The organism is Arsenicicoccus sp. UBA6765 (genome assembly GCF_002453335.1).
Classification (GTDB): Bacteria; Actinomycetota; Actinomycetes; order Actinomycetales; family Dermatophilaceae; genus Arsenicicoccus; species Arsenicicoccus bolidensis.
In genome coordinates this window covers 28,131-40,682 of the sequence record NZ_DKGR01000008.1, presented here as the reverse complement: position 1 = coordinate 40,682, position 12,552 = coordinate 28,131, and the positions used below count along the sequence as shown (strand labels likewise).

Sequence of the window (12,552 nt, the reverse complement as noted above, 5' to 3'; positions counted from 1 at the left end):
ACACAGAAATCTTGACAAGCTCCCCCGACCCGGTGAACGTGGCCCGGAACCCCGATGGCCCTCGGAACACGACCGTGGAGGTACCGACCTCCAGGCCCACGTCGTGCCCACCCGACAGGGACCACTTGCCGCCGAACGCGCCCGTGCGGGTGGCCAAGCCGTTGTAGAACCGGTCCCAGCTCGTCCCGATCCCCGGCCCGTTGAACTTCAAATCAGTCGATCGCACGACCAGGTTCCCGTTGGCCACGTTCACCGCGACCGACAGCCCCTCGCGGACCTTGAACTCCTCCATCCCGTAGTGCGCCTGCACCCCCAGACCCGGCGCCGCGACAGCCTCGTCCGGGTCGACCGCCACGAACCGCTCCGGAGCGACCACGTGAGGAGCCGCACGTCCACCCGTGGCCTGCACCGCCACCTCGGTGCCGTCGCCGCTGCCCTCGTACGTCCACCGCGCCGACGGCGGCGGGACCATCCCCACTGCACCCCTGCGCACCTGACCCGGCGCGCTCCAACGGCTCTTGGCAACCTTGTCCTTCACCCACCCCGGCGCCTCCAGGCGCCCCGGCGCCTTCTTACCCTTGTCCGCCGGGTTCGGACCCGACTTCGCCCTCGAGTGCCCCGGCGGAACCGGCTTCGGGCCCGGACCGGCGGCCGCCGACCCACCCAACGCAGCCACCACCAACGACACCGTCGACGCAGCCACCAGTACCGACCGACCAGAACCATGCCTCAACGCTGAATGCTTGGTCATTACATGCTCTCCCTAGCGAAGAAGATCGCGCCCCGTCTCGAGACGCCGCGCCTGCTGCGCCCACTCAGTCTGCGCTCAGGACAACCCCAGCGCCATGGTTCATATGGACTAGTCACGCCCAACGCATCGCTGTCACTGACAGTCCGGGATCAAAAGCGCCACCTGCCTTAGCTCAACCCCACAGCGTGACCCTGCAGGCCAGCCCTTCTGCTCGCGCCGATTGGCATGTGGCCAGCCTAGGTGCGTCCTGCGCTGCCTAGGCGCAGGCTACCGCCCCCGCTCCGTCCTACCCGCGGCACGGCCGACCTGGGACTTGGTCTTGGTCTTGCGCGCCTTCGGTGCCCTCCCAGGAGGACCAGCGGCCGCGTCCGTCGCCGGACGTCCCTGGGCCACATCAGAGCGCACCCGCGCGTCCACCGCGACGGGGTTCTCGATACCGTCGATGTCGTGAGCCAGCGCCTCACCGCGCTCAGCGCTGTCGTACGCGAGGCCCGCTTGGGCTCGCTGCTCGCGAGCCGTCTGCTCCTCGTTCTCCTCGCGGCCGCTGCCGACCTCTAGTGGGTCCTGGTCCCCTTCGGCGCCGGCCCGGCGTTCCCGTTCCAGCTCAGCGTAGGAGTCCAGAGCATCCGCTCCGGCCAGCAGCCCAACGGCCTCGGCCCGCTCAGCGCCGGCACGAGTCCGCTCCTCGCGGGCGTCCGCAGCGGCCCTCAGCTCGGTCAACCCCGCCGGACGCACGTCGAGGTCGACGCCATGGCGGGTCCGGGCCTGCTCCACGATCCGCTCGGCGGCTCGAGCCGCCAGAGGGTCGACGTCTCGCCAGGCCATCGCCGTCGTGTAGGCCTCGGTCACGTCCTCGGCCGCGGCCGTGTCCCACCACCGATCGTGATGAACCGGGGCGAGCGCGGCTCGAGCCGCTTCACGCTCCGCCTGCAGCCGCGCAGCGCTCTCCCGCGCAGCCTGCTCGCTGCGGGCCTGCGCATCCCGAGACTCCTGCGCCAACCTGCGGGCCATCTGCTCACCCACCCGCGCCGCGGTCGACACGGCGAGGTGGGTAACCCCCTGCAGAGCCTCGTCAATGCCGTCACTATCGTGCGTGCTCATCCTCACCACTCCTTCATCTACCGGTCGATACCGGGATCGGGATCCCGCTTCGTCGACGTCGTCGCCGCCCTAGCCGGGCGCTGCGGGTCGATCCGGTTCGGGATCGGCGACCCCATCGGGGTTTGCGGACCTGCCTGGCCCTGGCGCGCGGTACGCACGGCCGCGACCGCCTTCGTGGCCGAATGACCCACCGGGCCGGGATCGGGCAGCCGCGCCGAGACCGTCGCGAGCTCCCCCCGAATCGCCCGCTCGATCTCCGCTGCCCGCCGCGCGTCCTGGTCCGCCCGGTGCATGTCACGGACTGCCTTGACCAAGTTCGCCAGCTGGCGCAGCATCGCCGCCTGGGCCACCGTCCCACGCCCGCCCTTCGACGCTGCGATAAGCAACATCGCTGCCCCCGCGGCTGACGCCTTCGGCACCCGCTCCGGACGCACGGGGTGCCGGCGCAGCTCCGCCGTCCTCGCCAGCGCGTCCGACGTCGCCGCCAACGGCCCGGGCGTGCCCTCGACCCGTGCCGACCATGCTGCGAACGCCCCCGACGTCTGACGGGCGACCCTCGCCCACGTATCCCGGTCCTCGATCGGGATCGACCGCAGCTGCTCCCGCAGCCGCTCCAAATCGGCACCGACCTCGCTCCACACCACCGGGTCCCGCTCGTGCACCTCGCGGCCTGGTGCGACAGGTCGACGGCCTCGACGAGCTGCGCCCCACTCGGCCGCCGCCGCGCTCGCCCCTTGCGGGGTGTCCGGCCACTCGGCGCGCAGACGCGGCAACATCAGATCACGCGCCAGGTTGCCGCCGCCGTACCAAATCGGACGCTGGCCGGGCTCGGCCTTCGCCGCCACGCTGTAGCCGGTCACGACGTCGTGCGTGCCCTCGGCGTAGCGTGCGCGCACGAGCACACCTTGACGCCGCATCCGGCGCACGAACTCGGCCTCGTCGGGTGACGCGCTGGCGCACGCACGCACCGTCCGGGCGAGCGCCCACCGGGGCTGGTCGGCGGTGCGCTGGGCGGCTACCAGGCCGTCGCGTTCGTCCTTCGGCAGGCTCCACCAGGTGCGCGACTCGCTGCCCTGGCGGCGTGCTGCCTCGAACTTCCCACGGGCTCGACGGCGGGCGTCAGCCTCGATCTCGGCGGGGTGGTAGCCGCGACTCGCGCGGTCGCGCTGCGCGCTCTCCAAGCGCTGCAACCCGAACTCGGCCTCCAACTCGCGGCACGCCTTATGAGCCGCGCCGTAGTCCCCCCACACGTCCGCCTTGGTGCCGTCCTCGCGCACAAGGTTCACGACGAGGTGCACATGGTCGTTGCCCGCCTGGGAGACGCCGTGCCGCACGGCGACCCATCGCGTCGGCGCCTTCGTGCCCTGGTGATCGTCGAGACCCATCTTGCGCACGCACGCCTCGGAGATCTCTCTCCACCGATCGTCGCTGAGTTGCCCCTCTTCCGCGCGCAACGACAGCGAGCAGTGCCACACATGGCCGCCCGCGACCTCGACACCGAAGGCGCGTCGGGGCGGTCCAGGTGTCGTGCAATCGCCAGGGCGTCGTTGCGACCAAGCTCGTTGTCATCGTGCCACGCCATCATCGCGGGGTCGCCCGCGACGAGGTGCGGCTCGGTGTGCTCATTGCGCTTGCCCGGACCCGCCAGGTAGACCATCAGACCGGCCATCCGGTCGCCCTTGGTGATGTTGGGGATCACGACGACAGCCTGTCCACCAGGGCGTCGATGCGCTCCGCGACGCGGCGCACGGCAGCCAGCACCTCGGGCGTCTGTGTGGGCATGTCGCCAGTCGAGTTCGCGGCCTTGGCGATCTGGTTCACGTTGTTGGCGATATTGGCGAGCAGACAGTGCACGCCGAACAACTCCGTGAGAAGCTCCGCGCGCGTCGTCGCGCTCTCAGCCGCTCCGTCCACCGGCCAATGGGTCAGCCCCGCCCGCCGCCAGGTCATGGGTGCCTCGACACGACGCTGACCGTGAGCCGAGCGCGACCGTCCGTCACCGGTGCGTCGCCGCAGGCACCCCCCTGGGGGACGGCGGTCGTGGAATCGTTGACCATCTCGCGAGGGCCTCCTTACGCTGCATGACAGGGACAAATGTGACGAAAGTCACTCATGGTGCACGCCGCCCCGGGGGGTCCGCTGCCGTCGTGCACACGACCGGATCGAGGTGCCCGCATGAGCCTGATCGACCTCAGGGACGAGCCGCCGACGGGCCTGACCGCCGCCTCACCTCCTCCCGCCGCATCCCCGTCCGCCGGCGCCGTCGTGCTCACCCCCGACCTCGCCCCTGCCCCCACCCCCAGGATCGTCGAGCCGGGCCCCGCCCCCGCCTACGACGTCGCTGTGGTGGGTCTCGGCTATGTCGGGCTGCCCACCGCCCTGGCGTTCGCGGCGGCCGGGCGCTCGGTCCTGGGTCTGGACGCCAGCCCGGCGCGGCTGGCCACGATCGCGGCCGGGGAGGCGGATCTCCTCCCGCGTGACCAGCAGCGGCTCTCGAGGTTCCTGCGCCGGCCCGTGGCGCAGGTCGCCGACCAGGACGACGGTGCCGGCGGCCTCGTCACCACCGACGACCCCAGCCGGCTGGCCGAGGCCGACGCCGTGATCGTCTGCGTCCCCACGCCCATCGACCAGCACCTCGTCCCCGACCTGGGGCCGCTGCGCGGGGCCTGCCGCACCGTCGTCGAGCACGCCCGGCCGGGCCAGGTCCTCGTGCTCACGTCGACCACCTACGTCGGGTGCACGGCCGACCTGCTGGTCGAGCCCCTGCGTGCCCGCGGCCTCGAGCCGGGGACGGACGTGTTCGTGGCCTTCAGCCCCGAGCGGATCGACCCGGGCAACGACGTGCACCTGCTGGAAGACGTCCCCCGCGTCGTCGGCGGCGTGACGGAGGAGTGCGAGCGGCGGGCCTCGGCGCTGCTCGGTGGCTACGCCGCCCGGGTCCACCCCGTCCCATCCCCCGCCGCGGCCGAGATGGTCAAGCTGGTGGAGAACACCTTCCGCGCCGTCAACATCGCCCTCGCCAACGAGTTCGCCGACGTGTGCCGGGTCCTCGACCTGCCGGTCATGGAGGTCATCGCCGCCGCGGCGACCAAGCCCTACGGCTTCATGCCCTTCTACCCCGGCCCCGGCGTCGGGGGGCACTGCATCCCCTGCGACCCGCACTACCTGCTGTGGCAGCTGCGGCGGCACCGGATGCGGACCCCCCTGACCGAGCAGGCCATGGCGAGCATCGCGTCCCGTCCGCGACAGGTCGTCGACCGGGTGCGGGAGGTCCTGTCCGACCACGGACGAGGGCTCCCGGGCACGCGGGTCCTGGTCAGCGGGGTGACCTACAAGCCAGACGTGAGCGACGTGCGCGAGTCCCCTGCCCTCGAGATCTACGCCGGGCTGCGCGACGCCGGGGCCGACGTGGCGTTCTACGACCCGCTCGTGCCCAGCATCCGCCTGGCGGAGGGGACCACGGCATACGGCCTGGAGTCACCGACCCAGCAGTCCCCCGAGCTCGCCGTCCTCGTGTGCCACCACGCCGAGGACGACCTGTCCTGGACCACCGACGTCCCGCTCGTGCTCGACGCGACCTTCCGGCTCGCGTCGTCGCACGGCTGGGACACCCTCTGACCGCACCACGAGAGGCACAACCATGCGCACCGTCGTCACCGGCGGCGCCGGCTTCATCGGCAGCCACCTCACGGACCACCTGCTGGCGATGGGCGACGAGGTGGTCGTGCTCGACGACCTGTCGACCGGGTCGCTCACCAACCTGGACGCCGCGTCGGCCTCCCCCGCGTTCACCTTCCTGCTGGGCAGCATCCTCGACCAGGCCGTGGTGCGCGAGGCGGTGCGAGACGCGGACCGCATCTTTCACCTCGCGGCCGCCGTGGGGGTCCACCGGATCGTCGACGACCCGCTGACCAGCCTGCGCACCAACATCCACGGCACCGAGACGGTGCTGGAGGCCGCCCTGGCCGAGCGCGCCGAGCTGCTCATCACCTCCACCAGCGAGATCTACGGCAAGAACACCGCCGACGCCCTCTCGGAGGACGCCGACATGACCCTCGGCTCACCCCTGCTGTCCCGGTGGAGCTATGCCGCCGCCAAGGGGCTCGACGAGGCCATGGGGCATGCCTACTGGACGGAGTTCGGCCTGCCGGTCTCCATCGTGCGGCTGTTCAACACGGTGGGTCCGCGGCAGACCGGTCGCTACGGGATGGTCGTCCCCAACCTCGTGGGGCAGGCGCTGCGGGGCGAGCCGCTCACGGTCTACGGCGACGGCCAGCAGACCCGCTGCTTCTCCTACGTGGGGGACGTGGTGCCGGCGATGGTGGCCATCCAGGAGGCGCCCGCGTCGCGGTGCGACGCCTTCAACCTCGGTGGCGCGCTGGAGATCTCGATCCTCGACCTCGCCGCACGCATCATCGACGTCCTGGGCAGTCGCAGCGAGGTCGTCCTCGTCCCCTATGACCAGGCCTACGGGCCGGGCTACGAGGACATGCGCCGGCGGGTGCCGGACAACGCGAAGTCCCGCGCCCTCGTGGGCTTCGAGGCCCGGACCGGGATCGACGAGATCATCAGGCTCGTCGCGGCCGACCAGCGCCGGCGGTCCACCGCCCCGGCGCCGGCGCCCGTCCCGCGGCCGACGGCTGCCGGTCGCGCGGATGCGGTCGCGCTGGCCGGTCCCGCCGACTCGGGACGGACGCGCTGAGGGACGGATGACCGACGGGGACCGGAGCCGTGCCGCACGGCGGCCTCGCCGGCGTCCGCGCGCCCGCGTGCTGGCCGCCGTGGCCGTGCTCGTCCTCGCCGTCGGTGCGCTGGTGGCGGCCGTGAGCCCGTGGCGCCCCCGGGGGTGGCTCGGCGGCGACCCGCCCCTCGTCATGGGGGCCATCCCGCACTGGGACCAGGCGGACGCCCTCGACACGCTGACGAGGCACCCCGGGACGGTCACCGTGGCCTCGCCCTGGTCCTACGGGGTGGGCGAGGACGGCCGCCCCGTCCTGCAACCCGGGCTGAGCAGGGACTCCGAGCGAGCGCTCAACCAGCGCCTGCGTGACCTGGACCTGCAGATCATCCCGACCGTCGCCAACACCACCGCGGGGCTGTGGGACGAGGTCACCATCGGCGCCGTGATGGCCGACCAGGGCCGCCGGGGAGCGCACGTGGATGCCCTGGCCCGCCTGGTGGAGGACCAGGGCTACGACGGGCTGCAGCTGGACTACGAGAACGTCCCGCCGGAGCGGCGGGAGGCCTATGTCGCCACCGTCCGGGCCCTCGCCGAGCGGCTGCACGACCGGGGTCGGGTGCTGTGGGTGACGGTGCACGCCAAGGAGACCGACGCCGGCTACGACGCGCGCAACCTCGCCCAGGACTACCGCGCGCTGGGCGCGAGCGCCGACCGGGTCGTCCTCATGGCCTACGACTGGCACTGGGAGACCGGGCCCGCCGGGCCCATCGGGCCGGCGGACTGGGTGGACCGGGTGATCAGGTATGCCGTCACCCAGGTGCCTCGCGACAAGCTGGTGCTCGGTGTCGGGCTGTTCGGCTACGACTGGGGAGGGGCGAGGACGCAGGTGCTGACGTGGCGGCAGATCACCGAGCAGGCGGAGGTACGCCGCAGCGACGAGCTGTGGGACGTCGCCAGCCAGTCTCCGCACCTGGCCTACGAGCAGGACGGGGCCCGGCACGAGGTGTGGTACGAGAACGCCCGCAGCGTGCGCGAGAAGCTGCGGCTGGCCTCCGCCCACCAGGTGTCGGGGGTCGCGCTGTGGCGGCTCGGCCGTGAGGACCCGGCGATCTGGGACCTGCCGCAGACCGTATGGCGGACCGACCCGAGGCGGTGACCGCCCGACGCCGTACGAGCTCAGTCCGTCGTCACCCCGGACGTGGTCACCAGCCGCGTCCAGGGACCACGAGGCACCTCCGAGGCCTCCACGAACTGCCAGCGGATCCGGTCCGTGTCGCCGTCGAGCTCGGCGAAGCCCAGGCAGCCGTTGAGCGCCGGCGACACGTCCATCCCCGACCCGCCGTAGCGACGGTTGGCCGGGCGGGCATCGGTGTGCTCGAAGACGTAGGCGGCGTCGTGGTACTCCCCCGGTCCGGCGTCCTGGACCTGCCCGTAGCACGTGGCGCCGTTCGGCCCCACGAGGCGCACCCAGCGGTTCTTGAGGTAGGAGAACGACCGGTCCGCGCACCGCCCGGCGTACCCCGGGTCGTCGGCCCAGGGCACGACCCGGCACCGGCTCTCCCACCCGACGGGGTCGTTGAGGTCGTCGAACGGCACGTCGAGGTAGAAGGGGTTCTCCCGCGGCGTCATCCGGGTCGGGAACCACCCGCCCGCCGCCGTCCGGCGCTCGGTGCGGGACTCCCCGGCGACGACCACGCCGTCGCAGCCGCCGTAGTGCTCGAACCAGCGCGCGTCGTAGGTCGAGATGCGCTGCGACCCGTCCGGCGCCGTCGGGTCGAAGATCTCGCCGACCCAGAAGGTGGTCGAGACGATCCCCGTGTGCCAGGGGTAGGTGCGCCGGGGCAGCGGCGCGACGTTGCGCTTGGGCGCCACCGGCCGCGAGGGGGCGGCCGACGCGGTCGGCGTGCCGCCGATGCCGGGGGCGGCGCTGGTGTCCGGACCGCGTGGGGTGGGAGTGGCTGCGGTGGGGGTGACTCCGGTGGGGGCGCCTGCGCTGGGCGCCCGAGGCGGGGGCGCCGAGGCACCGGAGCTCGGGGGCCGGTCCAGGGCCATCCGCGCCAGCGCCACGGCCAGCAGCCCGACGCACGCGATCGCGATCAGGACGGTGGCCGTGCGGACGCCGACCCTGCCCGCCGCGAGGTGACGGCCCACCCTCACCGGCGCGCGAGGGGGGTGGCCGGGGCGATGCGCGTGCCCTCGGGCACCTCACCCGGTCCCGGCACGTAGGTGCTGGCTGCCGCGTCCTGACGTCGCAAGGTGGTGGCGCCCTGCGGGGTGGCCTGCGCCGGTCTCGCCCGCGTCGGGCGACGGCCGGGGGTGGCGCCGGGGCTGGGGGCGCTGACGACGAGCCGGCGCGCGGACGCGGTCGCTGTCGGGGACGTGGCCGGGACCTCGGTCAGGGCGTAGTCGTCCGTCGTGAGCACACCGTTCGCGATGAGCGCGAGACCGAAGCTCAGGCCGGTCGCCCCCGCCGGTGCCGGCGGGGTGGTGAAGGCCGCGCGCTGCCAGGTGGGGGCGGCCGCGATCCAGGGGCTGGACGTCCAGTAGCGCCAGGCGCCGGACCCGTCGCGGTAGTAGAGTGCGATCTGGGACACGGCCGTCGACGTGAACCACGTGCTGACCTCGTAGGTGCGACCCGGCACCACCGACGGCGAGCAGGTGCCCAGGTCGAGCGTGGGCAGCAGCTTGGCGTCCCCGTCCTGGTACCCCGTCATCGTCAGCTGCTCGGCGGCCGCGCCGGTGCGGCTCGCCGTGCTGCGGGCCCAGCTCGGGGTGTTGGTCCCCCAGCCGCCGGGCTGGAAGCACGACGGGAAGCCGGTGAACCCGTCGACGGCCTCGAGCGAGGGGTTGGTCAGGGCGTTGTCCCCCGGCTGCGTCGGTGGTGTCCCCGGCACGGGGACGGGGACGGAGTAGGCGGGGTATGCGGCGCCGAGGTAGGCCCGCACCTGCTGGTCGACGGTGCGGACCGTGGTGTTGTTGGAGGCCGTCCGCGCGTAGGCCGCGAGCCAGGTGGTGAACTGGCCGAAGACCTGCGGGGTGACCGAGCGGTCGGCCGGGCAGTCCGCGGTGCCCAGCGGGGCGCAGACGCGGTGGAAGGTGAGGATCACCCATCCGCCCGAGCGCGTGCTCGCGGCGGTGACCTGGCTCTTGAGGCTGGCCAGCGTCCAGCGGGAGTCGACCTGGTCCGGGGCCCGCAGGTAGTAGGGGTCGGGCGGCGGAGACGTCTCGGCCCGGACGCAGCCGGTGCAGCCGAAGGGGCTGCGGACGTCGCCGAGGCCACGGGCGGTGGTGTAGCCGCAGTCCTGAGCGGCCTGCTCGACGGCGGGGTTGGCGACGCTGAAGGGGTAGGCGAAGCTCACGGGACGGAACCCCCACTCGTCGAGCGTGGCCCGGTCGTTGCAGATCTGCCGACGGACCTCCTGGGCCGGAATCTGGACGAGGTCCGGGTGGGTCACCGTGTGACCCCCGATCTCGTTGCCGTCGGCCGCCATCGCCGTCAGGTCCGCTCGCGACAGGTAGCCGGGCGCCCCGACCCACCCCGACACCACGTAGAAGGTGCCGGCGAGGCCCGCAGCGCGCATGGTCCGCTGAGCCGCCAGCTGGTCCGCGTCGCCGTCGTCGAAGGTGAGGGTCACGACCGTCGGGTTGGTGGCTGCCCCCGCCGTGACGGTGGGCACCTGCACGAGGACCCCGGCGACGAGGATGGCAGCCACCACGAGGGCGGACAGCACCGGGCGGAACCTCTGGGACGAGCTGCGGTCCATTGAGAGCCTCCCCGGCCTCGAGCGTGTGACGCGCCTCACGTCGCAGCGTAGACCTCGGCGGACGACCGGGGAAGAGCGACCCAGGCCCACCTGCTGTCCCACGCGTCGGGTGGCGCCCAGCCTCGCACCGGGGCATGACGAAAGGCCCGGTCCAGGTGGACCGGGCCTTTCGTGACTGGTGCGCCGCCAGGGATTCGAACCCCGAACCCAGTGATTAAGAGTCACTTGCTCTGCCATTGAGCTAGCGGCGCAACGAGGTAAGACCTTACCAGGTCAGAGGGGGCTACATGAAATCAAGGTGACCCCGCCGTGACGGGGCCACCTCGATCAGGTCGCTGGGGGTGTCAGCCGCGGTTGCGGCGAGCCACGCCGAGGCTGATGAGGACGGCCCCGACGGCGGCCAGGCCGGTGGCGACGCGGTCCATGCGCAGCTCGCCGTCGGCGTCGTGCGTGGCCTCGTCGACCTTGAGGCGGGCCTGGTCGGCCTTGACCTGCGCGCGGGACCGCAGGTCCGCGAAGGTGGTCTGCGCGGCCGGGTCGGCGTGCTGGCCGTGGCTCTCCGAGCGCGACTTCAGCTCGTCGATCTTGGCGGTGGCGGTCGCCTTGAGCTCCTCGCCCTTGAGCGTCGCGGTGGTCTTGAGCTCCTCGGCCTTGAGCGTCGCCGTGGTCTTGAGCTCCTCCGCCTTGGCCTTGGCCTGGTCGGCCACGGACGCGTCGGAGTGGGAGGTCGTGGTCGTCCCCGCGGACGAGTAGTGGCTCGGGCCCGTGGTCGCGCCGGCGGAGGTCCCCATCAGCGAGTGGTACTTGGCCATGACCGTCTCGCGCAGCTGGCGCTTCTGGTCGGCCACGATGTTCTTGGGCTGGGCGCGGAAGGCCAGCTCGTCGATCGTGGCGGCCAGGCGCTCACGGCTCTTGGCGATGTCGGACTCGAGGTCGGACACGGACTTGTTGGGCTGCTCGGTCACGATGCTCTCCTAGCGTGGGGGGATGCGCGGGACGCAGGTCTTGCGTCGACGATAACGCAGGTGGGGCGCCCCTCGTCGGAGCATCCGCCTGCGCGGCTGGGGTTCGGCATACCCCGTAGGCTCGTGCTGCATCCCGACCAGCCCGCCCGGAAGGATCCGCCATGCCCCGCCTCGACCCCGGTGACCAGGCCCCCGACTTCACCCTCCCCTCCGACACGGGCGAGCAGGTGTCCCTGAGCGACCTGCGCGGGCGCAAGCTCGTGATCTTCTTCTACCCCGCGGCCATGACGCCCGGGTGCACCGCCGAGGCCTGCGACTTCCGGGACTCGCTCGGGTCGCTGCAGGCGGCGGGCTACGAGGTCGTCGGCATCTCCAAGGACAAGCCGGAGAAGCTCGCGACCTTCCGCGAGAAGGAGGGGCTCACCTACCCCCTGCTCGGCGACCCGGGCCTGGACGTGCTCAAGGCCTACGGCGCCTACGGCGAGAAGAAGAGCTACGGCAAGACGATCGAGGGCGTGATCCGCTCCACGATCGTGCTGGACGAGCAGGGCCGCGTCGAGCTGGCGAAGTACAACATCAAGGCCAAGGGGCACGTCGCCTCGCTGTCCAAGGCCCTGAGCCTCGCCGAGTAGCCTTGGCCTCCCGCCCGGTCGCCGTCGTGCACCGGGCCCCGCGCACGTGGTGGAACTGGCAGACACGCAGGATTTAGGTTCCTGTGCTCCGGCGTGCGGGTTCGAGTCCCGCCGTGCGCACCTCTGAGAGAGTGGTCGTATGCCGACCGCCGACCTCCGCGTCCCCTCCGGCCCGGGCATCCCCCGCGGGCTCGTGGTGCCGGCGTCCGAGCTGACGGAGCGGTTCTCGCGCGCGTCCGGCCCCGGCGGCCAGGGCGTCAACACGACGGACTCGCGCGTGCAGCTCTCGTGGGCGCCCGCCACCTCGACCGCCCTCAGCGAGGCGCAGCGGGCGCGGGTGGTGCAGGCGCTGGAGCCGCGGCTCGTCGACGGGGTGATCACCATCGACGCCTCGGAGCACCGGTCCCAGCGCCAGAACCGCCAGGCGGCGCGGCACCGGCTGGCGGAGGGCGTCCGCGCGGCCCTGGCTCCCCCACCGCCACCGAGGCGGGCGACCAAGCCCACCAAGGGATCTCAGCGCCGGCGCCTCGCCGCCAAGTCGCGCCGTGCGGACGTGAAGTCCGGACGAGGGCGCGTGACCCGCGCCGACGACTGACGTCTCGCGCGACGCTGGACACCGGGCCGACACCTGTCGCCCGCACCCCGCGACCCGAGCCCC

The 12,552-nt window shown here is 72.6% G+C and carries 12 protein-coding genes and 2 tRNA genes; 6 read left to right on the top strand and 8 right to left on the bottom strand.

The window, feature by feature from the left end:
- The 4 genes from B4K29_RS01760 to B4K29_RS01740 form a co-directional block, all read right to left on the bottom strand.
- A partial coding sequence (locus B4K29_RS01760) for a DUF6531 domain-containing protein (protein ID WP_286966270.1) occupies positions 1 to 703 on the bottom strand: 703 nt, incomplete at its 3' end.
- A 315-nt stretch (positions 704 to 1,018) separates the two neighbouring features.
- A complete protein-coding gene (locus B4K29_RS01755; RefSeq protein WP_286955656.1) occupies positions 1,019 to 1,852 on the bottom strand; it encodes a hypothetical protein in 834 nt (277 codons plus the stop codon).
- A 17-nt stretch (positions 1,853 to 1,869) separates the two neighbouring features.
- Positions 1,870 to 3,327: a relaxase/mobilization nuclease domain-containing protein gene (locus B4K29_RS01750; RefSeq protein ID WP_376783729.1), complete on the bottom strand. Its 1,458-nt coding sequence runs from the start codon at positions 3,325 to 3,327 to the stop codon at positions 1,870 to 1,872.
- 220 nt (positions 3,328 to 3,547) lie between these two features.
- The gene (locus tag B4K29_RS01740; protein ID WP_286955655.1) at positions 3,548 to 3,802 is read right to left on the bottom strand and encodes a MobC family plasmid mobilization relaxosome protein; all 255 of its coding nucleotides are present in this window, start codon (positions 3,800 to 3,802) and stop codon (positions 3,548 to 3,550) included.
- 225 nt (positions 3,803 to 4,027) lie between these two features.
- On the opposite strand from B4K29_RS01740, the gene B4K29_RS01735 reads away from it, so the two are divergent.
- The 3 genes from B4K29_RS01735 (at position 4,028) to B4K29_RS01725 (ending at position 7,689) form a co-directional block, all read left to right on the top strand.
- Positions 4,028 to 5,470: a nucleotide sugar dehydrogenase gene (locus B4K29_RS01735; RefSeq protein ID WP_286955654.1), complete on the top strand. Its 1,443-nt coding sequence runs from the start codon at positions 4,028 to 4,030 to the stop codon at positions 5,468 to 5,470.
- Positions 5,471 to 5,492: 22 nt separating this feature from the next.
- On the top strand, positions 5,493 to 6,554 hold the full coding sequence (locus B4K29_RS01730) for a dTDP-glucose 4,6-dehydratase (RefSeq protein WP_286966269.1): 1,062 nt from the start codon (positions 5,493 to 5,495) through the stop codon (positions 6,552 to 6,554).
- Positions 6,555 to 6,633: 79 nt separating this feature from the next.
- On the top strand, positions 6,634 to 7,689 hold the full coding sequence (locus B4K29_RS01725; RefSeq protein ID WP_286966268.1) for a glycosyl hydrolase family 18 protein: 1,056 nt from the start codon (positions 6,634 to 6,636) through the stop codon (positions 7,687 to 7,689).
- Positions 7,690 to 7,709: 20 nt separating this feature from the next.
- Here B4K29_RS01725 and B4K29_RS01720 read toward each other — a convergent pair whose 3' ends face one another.
- The 4 genes from B4K29_RS01720 to B4K29_RS01705 form a co-directional block, all read right to left on the bottom strand.
- The gene (locus tag B4K29_RS01720; RefSeq protein WP_286966267.1) at positions 7,710 to 8,690 is read right to left on the bottom strand and encodes a hypothetical protein; all 981 of its coding nucleotides are present in this window, start codon (positions 8,688 to 8,690) and stop codon (positions 7,710 to 7,712) included.
- The gene (locus tag B4K29_RS01715; protein WP_286955653.1) at positions 8,687 to 10,297 is read right to left on the bottom strand and encodes a polysaccharide deacetylase family protein; all 1,611 of its coding nucleotides are present in this window, start codon (positions 10,295 to 10,297) and stop codon (positions 8,687 to 8,689) included. The genes B4K29_RS01720 and B4K29_RS01715 overlap by 4 nt, the downstream gene beginning before the upstream one ends.
- 176 nt (positions 10,298 to 10,473) lie before the next feature.
- A tRNA-Lys gene (locus tag B4K29_RS01710) sits at positions 10,474 to 10,548 on the bottom strand.
- 93 nt (positions 10,549 to 10,641) lie between these two features.
- On the bottom strand, positions 10,642 to 11,262 hold the full coding sequence (locus B4K29_RS01705) for a DUF3618 domain-containing protein (RefSeq protein ID WP_286955652.1): 621 nt from the start codon (positions 11,260 to 11,262) through the stop codon (positions 10,642 to 10,644).
- A 161-nt stretch (positions 11,263 to 11,423) separates the two neighbouring features.
- On the opposite strand from B4K29_RS01705, the gene bcp reads away from it, so the two are divergent.
- The 3 genes from bcp (at position 11,424) to arfB (ending at position 12,489) form a co-directional block, all read left to right on the top strand.
- Entirely contained in the window at positions 11,424 to 11,894 is a 471-nt protein-coding gene (gene bcp, locus B4K29_RS01700; RefSeq protein WP_286955651.1) for a thioredoxin-dependent thiol peroxidase, read from the top strand.
- Between the two features lie 40 nt (positions 11,895 to 11,934).
- Positions 11,935 to 12,014, top strand: a tRNA-Leu gene (locus B4K29_RS01695).
- A gap of 19 nt (positions 12,015 to 12,033) precedes the next feature.
- Entirely contained in the window at positions 12,034 to 12,489 is a 456-nt protein-coding gene (gene arfB / locus B4K29_RS01690; protein ID WP_286955650.1) for an alternative ribosome rescue aminoacyl-tRNA hydrolase ArfB, read from the top strand.
- Positions 12,490 to 12,552 lie beyond the last annotated feature (63 nt).

Excerpts from the sequence above, each read along its gene's own strand:
- B4K29_RS01755 (WP_286955656.1), bottom strand. The coding sequence starts at position 1,852 with ATGAGCACGCACGATAGTGACGGCATTGACGAGGCTCTGCAGGGGGTT.
- B4K29_RS01740 (WP_286955655.1), bottom strand. The coding sequence starts at position 3,802 with ATGACCTGGCGGCGGGCGGGGCTGACCCATTGGCCGGTGGACGGAGCG.
- B4K29_RS01735 (WP_286955654.1), top strand. The coding sequence starts at position 4,028 with ATGAGCCTGATCGACCTCAGGGACGAGCCGCCGACGGGCCTGACCGCC.
- B4K29_RS01730 (WP_286966269.1), top strand. The coding sequence starts at position 5,493 with ATGCGCACCGTCGTCACCGGCGGCGCCGGCTTCATCGGCAGCCACCTC.
- B4K29_RS01715 (WP_286955653.1), bottom strand. The coding sequence starts at position 10,297 with ATGGACCGCAGCTCGTCCCAGAGGTTCCGCCCGGTGCTGTCCGCCCTC.
- bcp (WP_286955651.1), top strand. The coding sequence starts at position 11,424 with ATGCCCCGCCTCGACCCCGGTGACCAGGCCCCCGACTTCACCCTCCCC.
- arfB (WP_286955650.1), top strand. The coding sequence starts at position 12,034 with ATGCCGACCGCCGACCTCCGCGTCCCCTCCGGCCCGGGCATCCCCCGC.